Annotated in this window: 13 protein-coding genes; 6 read left to right on the top strand and 7 right to left on the bottom strand. The window is 70.9% G+C overall.

Annotated elements, in window-relative coordinates; genetic code table 11:
• Positions 1-59: 59 nt before the first annotated feature.
• Both leuD and leuC read right to left on the bottom strand, forming a co-directional pair.
• Positions 60-683, bottom strand: coding sequence for a 3-isopropylmalate dehydratase small subunit (gene leuD, locus IBL25_RS18355; RefSeq protein WP_187779977.1), 624 nt, complete (start codon positions 681-683; stop codon positions 60-62).
• Entirely contained in the window at positions 683-2101 is a 1419-nt protein-coding gene (gene leuC / locus IBL25_RS18350) for a 3-isopropylmalate dehydratase large subunit (protein ID WP_187779976.1), read from the bottom strand. Before leuC ends, leuD begins: the two co-directional genes overlap by 1 nt.
• 128 nt (positions 2102-2229) lie before the next feature.
• Between leuC and IBL25_RS27620 the strand changes: the two genes are divergently transcribed.
• Genes IBL25_RS27620 through IBL25_RS18325 form a run of 5 tightly spaced genes read left to right on the top strand, consistent with a single transcriptional unit; the run spans position 2230 to position 8216 of the window.
• The gene (locus IBL25_RS27620; protein ID WP_187779975.1) at positions 2230-3024 is read left to right on the top strand and encodes a GntR family transcriptional regulator; all 795 of its coding nucleotides are present in this window, start codon (positions 2230-2232) and stop codon (positions 3022-3024) included.
• Positions 3021-3902 carry an isocitrate lyase/PEP mutase family protein gene (locus IBL25_RS18340; RefSeq protein WP_187779974.1) on the top strand — a complete coding sequence of 294 codons (882 nt, stop codon included), beginning with the start codon at positions 3021-3023 and terminating at the stop codon, positions 3900-3902. Before IBL25_RS27620 ends, IBL25_RS18340 begins: the two co-directional genes overlap by 4 nt.
• Positions 3899-5551, top strand: coding sequence for a hydantoinase B/oxoprolinase family protein (locus IBL25_RS18335; protein ID WP_187779973.1), 1653 nt, complete (start codon positions 3899-3901; stop codon positions 5549-5551). The genes IBL25_RS18340 and IBL25_RS18335 overlap by 4 nt, the downstream gene beginning before the upstream one ends.
• A complete protein-coding gene (locus tag IBL25_RS18330) occupies positions 5548-7605 on the top strand; it encodes a hydantoinase/oxoprolinase family protein (protein ID WP_187779972.1) in 2058 nt (685 codons plus the stop codon). The genes IBL25_RS18335 and IBL25_RS18330 overlap by 4 nt, the downstream gene beginning before the upstream one ends.
• A complete protein-coding gene (locus IBL25_RS18325; protein WP_187779971.1) occupies positions 7602-8216 on the top strand; it encodes a cysteine hydrolase family protein in 615 nt (204 codons plus the stop codon). The genes IBL25_RS18330 and IBL25_RS18325 overlap by 4 nt, the downstream gene beginning before the upstream one ends.
• Before the next feature lie 41 nt (positions 8217-8257).
• Here the strand turns inward: IBL25_RS18325 and IBL25_RS18320 are convergent, their stop codons facing one another.
• Positions 8258-9607 carry an FAD-dependent oxidoreductase gene (locus IBL25_RS18320; RefSeq protein WP_187779970.1) on the bottom strand — a complete coding sequence of 450 codons (1350 nt, stop codon included), beginning with the start codon at positions 9605-9607 and terminating at the stop codon, positions 8258-8260.
• Positions 9608-9693: 86 nt separating this feature from the next.
• On the opposite strand from IBL25_RS18320, the gene IBL25_RS18315 reads away from it, so the two are divergent.
• A complete protein-coding gene (locus IBL25_RS18315; RefSeq protein WP_187779969.1) occupies positions 9694-10665 on the top strand; it encodes a Bug family tripartite tricarboxylate transporter substrate binding protein in 972 nt (323 codons plus the stop codon).
• On the opposite strand, the gene IBL25_RS18310 is transcribed toward IBL25_RS18315, so the two are convergent.
• From IBL25_RS18310 to IBL25_RS18295, 4 genes are all read right to left on the bottom strand, one after another.
• Entirely contained in the window at positions 10662-12593 is a 1932-nt protein-coding gene (locus IBL25_RS18310) for an oxidoreductase (protein ID WP_187779968.1), read from the bottom strand. The genes IBL25_RS18315 and IBL25_RS18310 overlap by 4 nt on opposite strands.
• A gap of 145 nt (positions 12594-12738) precedes the next feature.
• On the bottom strand, positions 12739-13653 hold the full coding sequence (locus IBL25_RS18305; RefSeq protein WP_187779967.1) for an SMP-30/gluconolactonase/LRE family protein: 915 nt from the start codon (positions 13651-13653) through the stop codon (positions 12739-12741).
• 210 nt (positions 13654-13863) lie between these two features.
• Complete coding sequence (locus IBL25_RS18300; protein WP_187779966.1) at positions 13864-15396, bottom strand: ABC transporter substrate-binding protein; 1533 nt, start codon at positions 15394-15396, stop codon at positions 13864-13866.
• 43 nt (positions 15397-15439) lie between these two features.
• Positions 15440-16243 (bottom strand): ABC transporter permease (locus IBL25_RS18295; RefSeq protein ID WP_238940522.1); only part of this gene is annotated, 804 nt, incomplete at its 5' end.

Here is a 16243-nt window from a genome sequence, read left to right as displayed (position 1 = left end):
GCCTGGCGCCGCGCGAGGTGGCCGGGGAGCTGCCCTAGCGTCCTGCCCTGCCCGGTGCTTCAGGCCCCGGGCGCGGCGGCCGGCGGCATCCAGGGGCGCCGCCGGGCATCGGCGGCGGCAAAGGCGGCGATCTGATCCTGGAAGCTCATGGTCAGGTCGATGTCGCTCCAGCCATTCAGCAGCTTGGTGCGCCAGACGGAGTCGATGCTGAAGCCAGCCTCGATGCCGGGTGCCGCCACGCGGCAGGCTTCCAGGTCCACGGAAATCTCCCGCCCGCCGGCTTCCAGCCAGCCGAGCAGCGCCTCCACCACATCCTCCGGCAGCACCACGGAGAGCAGGCCGTTGTTCACGGCGTTGCTGGCATAGATATCACCGAAGCTGGGCGCGATGACGCAGCGGATGCCATGGTCCACCAGCGCATAGGCCGCTGCCTCGCGCGAGGAGCCGCTGCCGAAGTTGCGCCGCGCCACCAGGATCTTGGCGCCCTGCCGCTCCGGCCGGTTCAGCGGCATCTCCGGGCGCGGCGTGCCGCTCTCGTCGAAGCGCAGGTCGTAGAGCAGCACGTCGCCATAGCCCGCCGAGCGCGGCCGCTTCATGAAGCGGGCGGGGATGATCTGGTCCGTATCCACATTCACCAGCGGCAGCGGGCAGGCCAGCGCGGTGATCTGGCGGAAGGGTTCCATCAGTTGCGCCCCTCCAGCATCGGCCGCACATCGGTCAGGTGCCCGGCCACCGCCGCCGCCGCCACCATGGCCGGCGACATCAGGTGCGTGCGGGCGCGCGGACCCTGGCGGCCCCGGAAATTGCGGTTGGTGGTGGAGGCGCAGCGCTCGCCCGGCGGCACCTGGTCACCATTCATGCCGACGCACATTGAGCAGCCGGAATCCACCCATTCCAGCCCGGCCTCGCGGAAGATGCGGTCGAGCCCTTCTTCCTCCGCCTGCCGCTTCACCAGGGAGGAGCCGGGCGAGACCAGCCCCGGCACCCGGGCGCGGCGCCCGGCCAGCACGGCGGCGGCGGCGCGCAGGTCCTCAATGCGGCTGTTGGTGCAGGAGCCGATGAAGACGCGGTCGATCGGCACCTCCGCCAGCGGCTGGCCGGGGCGCAGGCCCATGTAGTCCAGCGCCTCGCGGATCTGGCCGGCGCGGGCGGGGTCGGCGGTCTTGTCCGGGTCCGGCACCGCCATGGTGACGGGCAGCGCATCCTCCGGCGTCACGCCCCAGGTCACCACGGGCGCGATCTCGTTGCCGGCGAGCGAGACCTCGCGGTCGAATGCCGCGCCGGGGTCGCTGGGCAGGGCCATCCAGGCCTCGGCGGCGGCCTCGAAATCCGGCCCCTTGGGGGCGAAGGGGCGGCCGCGCAGGTAGCGCAGCGTGGTCTCGTCCGGCGCCACCATGCCGCAGCGGGCGCCGCTCTCGATGGCGAGGTTGCACAGCGTCAGCCGGGCTTCCATGCTGAAGCCGCGCACGGTGCTGCCGGCATATTCCACCGCATGGCCCTGCGCCCCATCGGCGCCGATGCGGGCGATGATGGCCAGCGCCACGTCCTTGGCGCCGACGCCGGGCGCCAGCGCGCCATCCACCGTGATGCGCATGCGGCGCGGGCGGCGCTGCCACAGGGTCTGCGTCATCAGCACATGCGCCACTTCCGAGGCGCCGATGCCGAAGGCCATGGCCCCGAAGGCGCCATGGGTGGAGGTATGGCTATCGCCGCAGACGATGGTGGTGCCCGGCAGCGTCAGCCCCTGCTCCGGCCCCACCACATGCACGATGCCCTGGCGCGGGTCGTGCAGGCCGAACAGCCGGGTGCCGTGCCTGGCCGCATTGGCCTCCATCCCCTCCACCATGCCGCGCACGGAAGGGTCGGCGATGGGCCGGTCCCGCCCTCGCGTCGGCACGTAATGGTCGGCGACGCCGATGGTCAGGTCCGGCCGCGCCACGCCGGCGCCGCGCGCCTTGAGCTGGTTGAAGGCATGGTGGGAGCCTTCATGGAAGAAGTGGCGGTCGATCCACAGCAGGCTCTGCCCGTCCTCGCGGGTCAGGACGACATGCTGGTCCCAGACCTTGTCGAACAAGCTGCGCTGCCCGGTTTCCGCGGCCATCTTTTCCTCCCCGGCGATGCATCAGGATAGGCAGGGAAATTTGGTTGACGCAATGGTCCTGTCTCTTACTCTGTACAAGCACCGGTATGGAAAATAATACCGAGGCCGGATAACCGTCGGGGATATGGGTGGATACCAAGGTCGAACCCTTCAAGGCGCGCAGGGTCTATCTGCTGCTGCGCGAGCGCATCCAGGCCGGCGACATGGCGCCCGGCACGCGCCTGCCGGGGGAGCCGGCGATGGCGGCGGATTGCGGCGTCTCCCGCGTCACCCTGCGTCGCGCCCTGGACCAACTGGCGGCGGAAGGGCTGATCGAGCGCCGCGCCGGGGTCGGCACCTTTGTGCGGGAGGCACTGCCCCTGCCGCCGGCAGGCATCGATTTCGCCGATGTCTTCGCGCATCTGAAGGAGATGGGCCGGCGCACCGAGGTGCGGCTGCTCTCCTTCGGCTATGTCACGCCGGCGGGCCCGGTGGCCAATGCCCTGCGCCTGGCGCCCGGGCAGCGGGCGCAGCGCGCGGTGCGGGTGCGCGCCATGGCGGGCGCCCCCTTCTCCTATCTCACCACCCATGTGCCGGAACAGATCGGCCTGACCTATTCGGAAGCCGAGATGGCCAGCCAGCCGCTGCTGAGCCTGCTGGAGCGTTCCGGCATCCGCATCGCCCGTGCCCGGCAGGATATTGGCGCGACGCTGGCGGGGCCGGAACTGGCGGAGGTGCTGCAGGTCGAGACCGGCGCGCCGCTGCTCACCCTCACCCGCGTGGTGGAGGATGAATCCGGCCGCGCCGTCGAACACCTGCAAGCCCTCTACCGCCCCGACCGTTTCACCTTCCAGATGCAGCTCGCCCGCACGGGTGAGGAAGGCGAGCGGCGCTGGAGCCCCCTGCCCCCGGCCGCGCCCCCGGCCCCCGGAGAACCCGCATGAGCCTGAAGCGACGCCTCCATGAACCGCGCCCTGTCCTGGCGCCGGGCATCTTCGATGCCCTGACAGCCAGCATCGCCGCGGATGCGGGCGCGGAGGCGCTCTATGTCTCCGGCGCCGCCATTGCCTATACGCGCCTGGGCCGGCCCGACATCGGGCTGGTGACCATGACCGAGGTGGCGGAAACGGTGGCCAATATCCGCGACCGGGTGGCGCTGCCGCTGATCGTGGATGCCGATAACGGCCATGGCAGCGCGCTGAACACCCAGCGCACGGTACGGCTGTTCGAACGCGCGGGCGCCACGGCCTTGCAGATCGAGGACCAGACGCTGCCCAAGCGCTGCGGCCATCTGCAGGGCAAGTCGCTGATCTCGGCGGGTGAGATGGCGGGCAAGATCAAGGCCGCCGTGGATGCGCGCGCCAGCGAGGAGACGCTGATCATCGCGCGCACCGATGCGGTCGCGGTGGAAGGCTTCGATGCCGCGCTGGACCGCGCGCGGCTTTATGCCGAGGCGGGTGCCGATGTGCTCTTCGTGGAAGCGCCGCGCTCGCGCGAGCAGCTCGCGGCGGTGGTCTCGGCGCTGGGCGGGCTGCGACCGCTGCTGGCCAATATGGTGGAAGGCGGCGACACGCCGATCTCCTCCGCCGCCGACCTGGGCGAGATGGGCTTCCGCATCGTCATCTTCCCCGGCGGCATTGTCCGCGCCCTGGCCCGCACGGCGCAGGACTATTACGCCTCCCTGCTCCAGCACGGCAGCAACGCGCCCTTTGCCGGGCGCATGCATGACTTCAACACGCTGAACGCGCTGATCGGCACGCCGGAGATGCTGGCGCGCGGCCAGGCCTATGCTGACGCCGAGGAAGGGAACGGCGCCGCATGACCACGCCCGACCCCGTCACCATCGCCATCCTGAAGGGCAGGCTGGAGCAGATCGCGGACGAGATGGACGCGACGCTCTACCGGTCCGCCTTCAACCCCATCATCGCCGAGGCGCGCGACGCCTGCCACGGCCTCTACCATGCCGAGACCGGCGAGACGCTGGTGCAGGGCACCAATGGCCTGCCGATCTTCGTCGGCGCCATGGCCTTCGCGGTGAAGGCGGTGATCGAGAAGGTGGCGCGGGAAGGCGGCGTGCATCCTGGCGAGACCTTTCTCTTCAACGATCCCTACGACGGCGGCACGCATCTCAACGACATCCGCCTGGTGCGTCCGGTCTTCCGCGACGGCGCGCTGTTCTGCTGGATGGCCTCGGCCGGGCACTGGCTGGATGTCGGCGGCAATGTGCCCGGCGGCTACAACCCGCGCGCGACGGAGAGCTTCCAGGAAGGCATCCGCATCCCGCCGATGCGGCTGATGACCGAGGGGCGCATCAACCCCGATGTGGTGGCGCTGCTGGCGGCCAATTCCCGCGTGCCCACCTCCAACTGGGGTGACCTGAACGGCCAGATCAACGCGCTCGACCTCGGCGAGCGGCGCTTCCACGCGCTGGTGGACGAATATGGCGAGGCGGTGCTCACCGCCGCCTTCACCTCCTTCTCCGACCGGGCGGAGGCGCTGATGCGCGCCGCCATCGCCGGCCTGCCCGATGGCACCTATGCCTTCGAGGATGTGCTCGACAATGACGGCATCGACGACACGCCACTGCGCATCGCGCTGGACCTGACCATCAGCGGCGACAGCATGGAACTGGATTTCAGCCGCAGCGCCGGCGCGGCGCAGGGGCCAGTGAATATCTCCCGCGCCACCACCATCGCCGGCTGCTACGTGGCGCTGAAGCATGTCTTCACCGAAGTGCCGGCCAATGCCGGCTGCCTGCGGCCGATCCGCTTCAGGATCGCGGAAGGCAGTCTGCTGGGCGCCCTGCCGCCGCGCCCGGTCGCGGGTTATACCGAGACGGTGCTGCGGCTGATCGGCGTCATCTTCGGCGCGCTGGCCAAGGCCGACCCATCGCGTGCCACGGCGGCGCCCTTCGGCACCATCAATGCGCTCTCCATCGCCGGGCACCGGGCGGATGGCTCGCGCTGGGTGATGTTTTCCTTCTTTGGTGGCGGGCTTGGCGGCAATCCGGAATCGGATGGACTGAACCACGCCAACAACCCCATCTCCACCGCCACCATTCCGCCGGTGGAAATCCTGGAGGCCGCCTATCCCGTGATGTTCACCGACTGGGCGCTGCGCCCCGGCTCCGGCGGCGCCGGGCAGCATCGCGGGGGCCTCGGCGCCGTCTATGGCATCGAGGTGCTGACCGATGCCAGCGTCTCCCTGCTGGGCGAGCGCGGCAAGGTGGCGCCCTTTGGCGTGGCGGGCGGTGAGGCGGCGGCGCTGAACCGCTTCACCTGGATCGACGACAGCGGCGAGCACCACCCGCCCATGGTCTCCAAGATCACCGATATCCGTCTGAGCGCCGGCGGGAAGCTGCGGCTGGAAACGCCGGGCGGCGGCGGCTGGGGCGACCCGGCGCGACGCGACCCGCAGGCCGCGGCGCGCGACCGCCGCTTGGGCTACCTGGCGCCGGAGGCGGCGCAGTGAGCGGCGGCAGCATCGTCGGCGTCGATGTCGGTGGCACCTTCACCGACCTGTTTTGCTTCGACGAGGCCGAGGGGCGCTTCCGCACCGCCAAGGTGCCCTCCAACCGCGGTGACGAGGCCGTGGGCTTCCTGGACGGGCTGCGCAGCTTCGGGCCGGTGGCGGAACTCGGCTCGGTGGTGCATGGCACCACCGTCGGCACCAATGCGCTGCTGGAGCGCAAGGGCGCGCGCGTCGGGCTGATCACCACGCGCGGCTTCCGCGACGTGCTGGAGATGCGCCGCCGCGACCGCTTGCGCACATGGGGCCTCTGGGGCGATTTCGTGCCGGTGGTGGAGCGCGATATGCGGCTGGAGGTGGGCGAGCGCACCCTGGCCAATGGCACCATCCGCGAGGCGGTGGAGCCCGAGGCGGTGCGCGCCGCCGCCCGCGTCCTGCTGGCGGCGGGCGCCGAGGCGCTGGCCATCGTCTTCGTCAATGCCTATGCCAATCCGGCCAATGAGCAGGCGGCACTGGCCGCCGCCGCCGAAATCTGGCCGAATGACTCCATCGCCTGTTCTACCCAGATCCTGCCCGAGATCCGGGAATTCGAGCGCACCTCCACCACCGCGCTGAATGCCTACCTCCAGCCGGTGGTGGGCAGCTATCTTGGCAAGCTCGACGATGCCCTGCGTGGCGAGGGCTTTGGCGGGCGCTTCCATATCGTGCAGTCCAATGGCGGCGTCATGTCCACCGCCGCCGCCCGGCGGCTGCCGGTGCGCACCGCGCTTTCCGGCCCCGCCGCTGGCGTCATCGCCGCCGCCGCCATCGCGGAGGCCGCCGGCTTCCCGGATGTGATCACCGGCGACCTCGGCGGCACCTCCTTCGATGTTTCGCTGGTGGTGGGCGGCAAGACCGCCATCGCGGCGCAGACCACCATCGATTTCGGCCTCGTCATCCGCACGCCGATGATCGAGATCTCCACCATCGGCGCCGGCGGCGGTTCCATCGCCCGCGTCGATGCCGGCGGGCTCTTGCAGGTGGGGCCGGAAAGTGCCGGCTCCCGCCCCGGTCCGGCCTGCTACGGCCAGGGCAATACCCGCCCGACGCTGACGGATGCCAATGTGGTGCTGGGCCGCATCAACGCCGAGCGGCCCATCGGCGGCAAGCTGGCGCGGCTGGATGTGGAGGCGGCGCGCGCCGCCATCGACGAGCATGTCGGCCGCCCACTGGGCCTGGATACCATGGCGGCGGCCGAGGCCATCCTGCGCGTCGCCAATGGCCATATGGCCGGCGCCATCCGCCTCGTCTCCATCGAGCGCGGGCATGACCCGGAGCGTTTCGCGGCGGTGCCCTTCGGCGGCGGCGGCGCGCTGCATGCGGGCGCGCTGATCCGCGATGTCGGGCTGCGCGCGGCGCTGGTGCCGCGCTTCCCCGGCGTCACCTCCGCGCTGGGCTGCGTCATTGCCGATATCCGGCATGACCAGGTGCAGACGGTGAACCTCGCCCTGGAAGGGCTGGACGCCGCTGCGCTGGACCGCCGCATGATGGCCGAGGCCGCCGCCGCCCGCGCGGTGGTGGAGGATGCCGGCCTCGCCATGGAGCGGGTCGATATTCTCTTCGAGCTGGACATGCATTACCTCGGCCAGACGCACACCGTCGCCGTGCCGCTGCCGGTGGAGCCGCGTGAGGGCGGCACCGGCATCGACGAGGCCAAAGTCCGCGCGGCCTTTGAGCAGGCCTATCAGGCCAGCTTCTCCCGCCTGCTGCCGGGCGTGCCGGCGCGCATCGTCAGCCTGCGCACCGCCGCCATCGGCCGCCGCCCACGCTTCGACCTGCGCGCCCTGGCGCCCGAGGCCGGCAGCAGCCTGGAGGCCGCCCGCCAGGGCAGCCGCCCGGTCTGGTTCAGCGGCGGCTGGCACGAGACCGCCATCTATGCCCGGTTGGCCCTGCCGGTCGGCGCTGTGGTGCCCGGCCCCGCCATCCTGGAGCAGCCGGATGCCACCACCGTGGTGGACCCGGGGCTGGTGGCGCGGGTGGATGCGCTGGGCAATGTCATCATGGAGCGCGCGGCATGAGCCACGATCCCATCCCCCTGAGTGAAACCGCGCTGCTGATCGCGGACCTTCAGAACGACTTCATCCATCCCGACGGCGCCTATGCCCGTGGCGGCCATGGCAATGCCGAGATCGCGGCCTTGCCGGCGCGGGTGAAGCCGCTGGCCGATGCGCTGCGGGCGGGTGGCGGCTGGATCGTCTCCACCCATTTCACCCTGGTGCCGGGCCGGGGCGGCGAGCCGATGATCGCGCCGCACCTGAAGGCCATCCGCCCCTTTCTGCGCCGTGGCGACTTCCAGCCCGGCGCCTGGGGCCATGCGCTGGTGGATGAGTTGCAGCCGGCCGATTTCAGCGTGGAAAAGGTGGCCTATTCCGCCTTCTACATGAGCCGGCTGGAATGGGTGCTGCGCAAGGCGGGTATCCGCCGACTGCTGGTCTGCGGCATCGTCACCAACGGTGGCGTCGCCTCCACCGTCCGCGACGCCCATGTGCGGGACTTCGAGGTGACGGTGCTCTCCGACGGCTGCGCCGCCTTCAGCACCGAGGTGCATGAAACGGCCATCGCCGCCCTCCGGCCCGTCTGCCAGGTCGCCACCGTGGCAGAGGCCCTGGCTGAATTGCAGGCGGCATGAGCGGCGCCGCGCGCTGAGGCATGGGCAGCGCCCCGGCTGCCCTATCTCGCTGCCGTGGCGCCGGCCGCGAGGCCGAGCGCGAAGGACTGCGCCAGCCCATTGCCTGGCACATAGCCAGCGGCGCCCCGGCCGGAAACGCCGCAGGCCGTGCCGCCAGCCGCCAGCAGGCCCGGAATGGCGCCGCCATCCGGCCGCAGCACGCGGGCACCGGCATCGACGAGAACACCGCCCTGGGTATGCGCCAGCCCGCCGGTGATGGCGGCGGCGAAGAAGGGCGCGGCCAGCGGTGCGCCCCAGCGGAGGCGGCCCAACGGATCGGCGCCTTCTCCGCGCGCGAAGCCGGCGGCATCCGCCAGCGTTTGCGCCAGGACCTGCTCCGGCAGACCGAAGCGCTCAGCCAGGGCCGAGAGATCGCCCCTGCCCCAGACAAGCCCCGCTTCCACCGCGGCACGGAATGGCCCCTGCCGCAGCGCGGCATCCTGCGCCGCCGCGTCCCAGATCTCCACGGCGCCGCCAGCCTGCGCCAGCACATGCGCGGTCAGTTCGGAAGGGCCCATATCCTCGGCGGCGAAGCGCCGGCCTGCGAGATTCACCATCACCGCCCCCAGCGCCGGCAGGGCCGCGCCCAGCCTTTCACCTCCCCGCCCTTCGCGGCAGAGATGCGGCTGGCCCTGGTAGGCATCCATGCAATCCAGCGCGGCACCGAGTTGCTGCATCCAGCCGATGCCACGCCCGTCGCTGGCCGCCGAGCCGATATGCAAGGCGCCCGCCGCCTCCGGCATATGCCGCGCCCGCAGTTCCACCCCGCCGCCGAAGCCGCCGGTGGCCAGCAGCACCCAGGTTGCGGCGACAGGCCGGCGCGTGCCGCCGGCGGAGACCTCCACGCCCGTCACCTGCCCCTGCTGCGCCAGCAATGCGGTGGCATCGGCGCCGTCCATCCAGGTGATGCCGGGGCGGCGGCGCACCGCATCGCGCAGCAGCGCGCAAAGCTCGGTGCCGGATTCCGCCGGCGTGGCATGCAGGCGTGGCGCCGAATGCCCCGGAAAATGCGCTGTGCGAGACAGGTGAATGGGCAGGCCCGCCACATCCGCCAGGAAATGCGCGGCTTCCCGCGCGCCTTCCGTCACCCTGCGCAGCAAGGGCGGCGGCACGGCGCGGCCAGCCTTCTCCCTGATATCGGCGGCGAAGCGCGCGGGGCTGTCCTCCACCCCCGCCGCCTGCTGCCAGCGGCTGCCCGCCGCCGAGAAGAGCCCGCCGGAAAGCGCGAGATTGCTGCTGGCGTCGGCATCGCGTTCCAGCAGCACGACGCGCGCGCCGCCCGCTTCCGCGCGCAGCGCGCCCAGCATGCCGGCCGCCCCCGCGCCCACCACCGCCAGGTCCCAATCCGCCATCCTCGCTCCCCCCTCATGGCACGTCTTGTGCTTGATGATGGCAGAGCCTTGAGATCCTCATAACCCGTTCAGGCAGGAAACGTCCCATGCAACGCCGAAACATGCTTGCCGCCCTTACTCTCATACCCTTCGCCAGGCATGCGATGGCGCAGGCACCCTGGCCTGACCGGCCGGTGCGCTTCATCAATCCCTTCTCGGCCGGGTCGGCCGTGGATGTGGTGACGCGCCTGCTGGGCCAGAACCTCTCCGAGCGCCTGGGGCAGCAGTTCATCGTGGAGAACCGCACCGGCGCTTCCGGCAATATCGGCACCGAGGCCGTCGCCAAGGCGCGAGGAGACGGCTACACGCTGCTGGTGGGGTCGCCTGGCACCATGGCCATCAATCCCTATCTCTTCCGCACCCTGCCTTATGATGCCGAGAAGGATTTCGTGGCGCTCAGCCATGCCGTCTCCTTTCCGCAGGCCATCATCGTTAATCCCAAGCTCGGCATCCGCTCACTGCCGGAACTGGTGGCGCGGGTGAAGGCGGAGCCGGGCAAGCTGAACTATGGTTCCTCCGGCAGCGGCACCACCTCGCATCTGGCGGTGGAACTCTTCAAGGCGGCGCTGGGGCTGGACATGGTGCATGTGCCCTTCCGTGGCGGCAGCCAGGCGGTGCAGGCGGTGATCGGCGGCGAGATCCAGGTGGCGGTGGAAGGCGTGCCCTCCCTGCCCGGGATGATCGGCCAGGGGCTGGTGCTGCCGCTGGCGGTGACCTCGGCCGAGCGATCGACGCTGCTGCCCGATGTGCCCGCCATCGCTGAAACGGTGCCGGGCTTCGATGCCGCCGCCTGGATCATCTATTTCGCCCCGGCGGGCACACCCGCCGTGCTGGTGGAGACCATCTCGGCCGAGTTGCACAAGTCGCTGCACGCGCCGGAGGTGCGGCAGAAGCTGCTGGAACAGGGCGCGACGATCCATGGCGGCAGCGCCGCCCAGACCGCTGCCTTCCATCGCGCCGAGATGCGGAAATGGAAGCGCGCGGTGGAAATTTCCGGCGCCAAGGTGGATGGAGGCTAAACCGCCTCGCCGGTCTCCGCCCCTTCGCGGATGGCGGAGAGCATCAGCCGGGGCGCCAGGGCATCCCCGGCCAGATGCACCTCCAGCCCCGCCGCCTGCAGGGGCGCCAGCAGTTCCTGGCGCGGCTGGCGGGGCGTCGACCAGGTGAGAAGATCGACATCCTCGATCTCCTCCTCCGCCCCGGTCAGCAGATGGCTGAGCCACAGGCGCCGCCCCTCGTGCCGCAGCAGCCTGCGGCAGGGCAGGATCTCCACGCCGAGCCGCGCCAGCCGGCGATGCACTCCCTGGGCGGAGAGCAGCGGCACGTCCTGCGCGATGCTGTCGCGCGGCGTCACCAGCAGCAGGCGGGCGTAGCGGCCGGCCAGCCACTCCGCCGCCGCATAGGTGCCAGGGGTGTGATCGTGGTCATAGAGCACCGCCACGCCGCCGCCTGGCGGCGCCGCCGCGAGCAGGGTGCGTAGGTCCAGGCCGGTGCTGCTGCCCTGCAAGGCCGTGGGGCGCGCCATGCTGGCACCGGTGGCCAGGACCACCGCATCCGGGCGCAGGGCCAGGATGGCCTCCGGGCTGGCAATGCCCTGTTGCGTCCTGACGCCGCTGCGCGTCGCTTCGGCGGTGAGGTAATCGAGAAAGGCGGCCATGGAGGCGCCACCCGGCAAGGCGGATTCCATGCGCGCGGCCCCGCCTGGCGCGCGGGCGGAGAGCAGCGTGACCCGTCGCCCTCGCCGGGCTGCGGAGATGGCTGCCTGAAGGCCCGCTGGCCCGCCGCCGACCACCACCACGTGCCGCGCGGCACTGGCCGGCGCCAGGCCATCGCCGTCGCGGCCGCCGGCGCGCGGGTTCACGGCGCAGGCGATGGGTGAGCCCTTGTTGATCTCGCCCCAGCAGGCATTGCAGTTCAGGCAGGGACGGATGCTTTCGGGCGCGTTGCGCCGCGCCTTCTCTGCCCAGCGCGGGTCGGCCAGCAGCGGGCGCGCCAGCATCACCAGATCGGCCTCGCCGGAGGAGAGCAGTTCCTCGGCGGCGGCGGGGTGGTTGATGCGCGCCACGGCGGCCACCGGCACGCCGCCCGCCGCCTGCCGCATCCGCCGCCACAGGGCGCGGTAGAGAAGCGGCGGGGCATGCTGGTCCGGCGCATGCATGCCGAGGGACCAGCCATGGGTGCCCTGGCTGTAGCAGAACCAGTCCGGCGGTGTCTCGGCGGCGATCAGCGCGGTGATGCGCGCGGCTTCCTCCGGGTCGATGGAGCCAGGGAGGCCGTCATCCGCCGGCATCTTCAGGCCGACAAGAAAGCCGGGGCCGCAGCGCTCGCGGATCAGCGCGAGGATGTTGCGCAGGAAGCGGCTGCGGTTCCACAGGTCGCCGCCCCAGCGGTCCTGCCGCAGGTTGCTGACAGGGGAGAGGAATTGCAGCGGCAGGAAGCCATGCGCGGCCGAGACCTCCACCCCCGCAAAGCCGGCACGCTGCAGGCGATGTGCCGTTTCGGCATATTCCTCGCAGAGTGCTCCGATCTCCGCATCCGCCAGGATGCGCGGCACGGTCCAGGAAAGGCCGTCCGGCACCGCGGAGGCGCCCACCGCATCCACCGCGCGCTGGCCGCGATTGGCCGAGCCCGGATGCCAGAGCTGCCCCACCGGCAGGGCGCCGTGCCGCGCGATGACCTCCGCCATGGCGGCGAGATCCGGTAATGCATCCTCGGAAAAGGCGGAAACGCGCGTCGGCGTTGCGGCGGAGCGCGCCGCTGGCATGGCTTCGGTGATGACGATGGCGGCGCCTCCGGCCGCCCGCGCCTCCAGGTGCTTCAGCAGCGCGGGCGTGGCCCGTCCCCCGGCGGCGAGGCGGCAGGACATGGCCGCGAAGCCGATCCGGTTGCGCAACTCATGGCCGCGCATGCCGAAGGAAGCGAAGAGGCGGGGAAAGAGATCCGACATGCCGGAAGTGTGGCACAGATCCCCTACCCTGCCAGCGCCCTGCGGCTTCCCGCAGGGAGCATCGGCATGGATCAGGAACAGCGCCTTCGGGTCCGTGCAGGATCGCGCTGGCGGGGCTGGCGACACCCATCGCCGCTGGGGCGCGCTAGAAGGTCTTGGCGCCGTTGACGAACATCCGCACGGAGTAAAGGCTGGTGGTGCCACAGATGAAGATCCGGTCCCGCTTCGGGCCGCCGAAGCAGAGATTGGCCACCACCTCCGGCACCCGCACCTTGCCGATCAGGCTGCCATCGGGGTCGTAGACATGGATGCCATCGCCGGCCGAGGTCCAGATCCGGCCGGTGTCATCCAGGCGGAAGCCGTCGAAGAGGCCCGCGGTGGAATCGGCGAAGACCTTGCCGCCGCTGAGCCTGCCGCCCTCCGCCACATCGAACACCCGCATATGCGCCGGATTCTCCGGCCCATGCGTGCGGCCGGTATCGACCACGTAGAGCAGGCTCTCGTCCGGCGAGAAGGCCAGGCCGTTCGGCTTCACGAAGTCGTCGCAGACCACGGTGACCTCGCCGGAATGCGCATCGACACGGTAGACATAGGAGGCGCCGATCTCGCTTTCCGCCTTGTTGCCCTCGTAGTCGGAATCGATGCCGTAGGTCGGGTCGGTGAACCAGATGGAGCCATCGGATTTCACCACCACGTCATTGGGGCTGTTCAACCGCTTGCCCTGGTAGCGGTCCGCGATGACGGTGATGCTGCCGTCATGCTCCGTGCGTGTCACGCGCCGCATGCCGTGCTCGCAGGTCACCAGCCGGCCCTGGCGGTCCACCGTATTGCCGTTGCTGTTATGGGCCGGCTGGCGGAAGACGCTGACGACATCATTCGTCTCGTCGTAGCGCAGCATGCGGTTGTTGGGCGCGTCGGACCAGATGAGGTAGCGCCCCGCAGGGAAATAGGCCGGGCCTTCCGCCCAATGGCACTTGTCGTAGAGGCGGTGGAGATTGGCCGTCATGTTCGGGACGCGCGAGAAGCGTTCGTCCAGCACCTCGAAGTCGGAAGCAGCCATGGATGTTTCCTCGTGGATCATTGCCCGGGACTGCGCGGCGCCTGCGGGCGACGGCGATTCCCACCACGATGATAAGGCCGGCGAAGACGCTGCACAGGCCTGAGCCGGAGCGGAGGCCCGGCAGCGCGAGGCCTGAGGGGGAAGAGCGCCTGGCCCCGAGGCCCTGGACCTGCCCTCGCCTGCCCCGCGCCTGGGCGGCCGCCGCAGAGGTCAGCCCAACTTGGCGTCGTAGAGCCGGAAGACCGCGTCCGGATACTGCGTCCAGGACAGCTTGGCACTGGAGGCCTGGATGATGGCGTCGAAATGCAGGAAGAGCATGGCGCAGTCCTCCGCCACCACGCGCTGGGATTCCTGGTAGAGCTTGGCGCGCTCCGCCTGCCCGGCCACCGAGCGGGCCTCCCGCAGCATGGTGGTCACCGGCTCGCTGGCATAGCCGGCGAAGTTGTTCGGCCCGTCCTGCGTGAAGTAGTTGAACATATTGCCGTCCGGATCGTAGCGGCCGGACCAGGGTGCCATGCAGAGGTCGAAGTCCCGCTGCCGCAGCACGGTGATGAGGCTGGTCGGGTCGATCTGCCGCACCTCCACCTTGAAGCCGGCGGCGCCGGCCTGAGCCTGCAGGATCTGCGCGATGCGCACCATGGCCGGCGAATTGGTGACGGTGATGGTGACCGGCACCGGGCCGCTGGTGCCGGCCTGCTTCAGCAGCGCCTTGGCTTCCTCCGGCTTGCCGCCGCGCGAGGGCAGGTTGTTGTCGAAGGCCCAGGGCACGGCGGGGGAGAGCGGGCCGGAGGCCGGGCGGCCGGTGTCGAAATATACCACCTTCTGGATCACCGCCGGGTCCACAGCCGCCGTGAAGGCCTGGCGCAAACGCTTGTCGTTGAAGGGCGCGCGGGTGCAGTTGAAGGCGAAGGCATTGAAGCCCAGGCTCGGCATCTGCGAAACGCGCAGCGCATTCTCCCGGCCCAGAGCGGCCACGGTCTGCGGCGGCACGCTGTCGATGAGCTGCAGCGTGTTGCTGCGCAGATTGGCCAGGCGCACCGTCTCATCCGGCAGCGGGCGGAACAGCAGGCGGTCGAAATTCTGCGGGGCGCCGCGCCAGTAGCCGTCGAACTTCTCCAGCACCAGCTCGGCGTTCTTGGTCCAGCTCGCCAGCTTCCAGGGGCCGCAGCCTACCGCCCTGGCGGCGAAATCGGCGCCTAGGGCCTTCACGGCGGTGGGCGAGACCATCATGCCGGCGCGGTTGGTCAGCACCAGCGGCAGCGGCGCGTAGGGCGAGGACAGGCGGATCTCGAAGGTCAGCGGGCCGGTCACCGCCACTTCCTTCACGGGGCCGAAATCCGGGCGGCGGATGGAGCCCACGGCGGGGTCGAGGTAGCGGTCGATATTGGCCTTGGCGGCGGCGGCATCCAGCGCCGTGCCGTCGTGGAAGGTCAGGCCCTGCCGCAGGGTGAAGGCATAGGTCAGTGGGTCGACCTGCTTGTATTCGGCGAGGCCGGCGGAGACGGTGCCATCCGGCGCCGCCACCAGCAGCGTCTCATGCAGGTTGTAGAGGACCTGGTTCTCGAAGAAGGAGCCGGAGAAGGCCGGGTCCAGCGTCACCGGGTCCGAGACGACGCCGATGGCCAGGGTGCGCGCGGCGCCCTGGGCCTGGGCGCGTGTGCCTGCGAGGATGGCCGGCAGGGCGGCGGCGCCGGCCAGCAGGGCGCGGCGGCCGAGGGCGGGGCGATCAGTCAAAGCGGTCATGCGGAGGCTCCGACGGGCGGTGTGTTGCGGTGGGAGGCAAGCATCAGTCACGCGGGTCCAGCCGGTCGCGCAGGCCGTCGCCGAGCAGGTTGAAGCCCAGCACGGTCAGGAAGATGGCGAGGCCGGGAAACCAGGCGAGCCAGGGGGCCTGATCCAGGAAGCCGATGGCGTCGCGCAGCATGTTGCCCCAGCTTGGGGTCGGCGGCTGCACGCCGAGGCCGAGGAAGGACAGGTAGGATTCCGTGATGATGGAGGAGGCCAGCAGCACCGAGGCCTGCACCAGGATGGGCGAGAGCGCGTTGGGCAGCACGGTGCGCCAGAGGATGGTCATGGCGCCGAAGCCCAGCGCCTGCTGCGCCCGCACGTAATCCAGCCCCCGCAGCGCCAATGCTTGCCCGCGCGCCACGCGTGCCAGCACCGGCAGGTTCACCGCCGCGATGGCGATGACCGTGTTGCCGAGGGATGCCCCCAGCGCGGCGGTGATGCCGAGCGCGAGCAGGATGCCCGGGAAGGCCAGCAGCACATCCATCAGCCGCATCAGCACGGTATCCACCCAGCCGCCCAGGAAGCCGGCCAGCAGCCCGGTGGTGCCGCCCAGCAGCAGCGCTGCGCCGACGCTGGCAATGCCCACCAGCAGCGAAACGCGGGCGCCGGCCAGGATGCGGGAGAGCGTATCCCGCCCCAGGTCGTCGGTGCCCAGCGGATGGCCGGCGCCGGGGGGCGCCAGGGTGGCCAGGAAGTCCGGCGTCTCCGGCCCGGGCAGCGGCAGCAGCGGCGTCAGCACCGCCCCCAGCACGGCCAGCAGCACGAGGCCGAGGCCGATGGCGGCGCGGGGGTCGCGCAGCAG

Source organism: Pseudoroseomonas ludipueritiae, assembly GCF_014490445.1.
In the GTDB taxonomy this organism is placed as follows: domain Bacteria; phylum Pseudomonadota; class Alphaproteobacteria; order Acetobacterales; family Acetobacteraceae; genus Pseudoroseomonas; species Pseudoroseomonas ludipueritiae.
The sequence above is the reverse complement of the archived record's forward strand: the minus strand, read 5'-3'. Positions and strand labels throughout refer to the sequence as shown.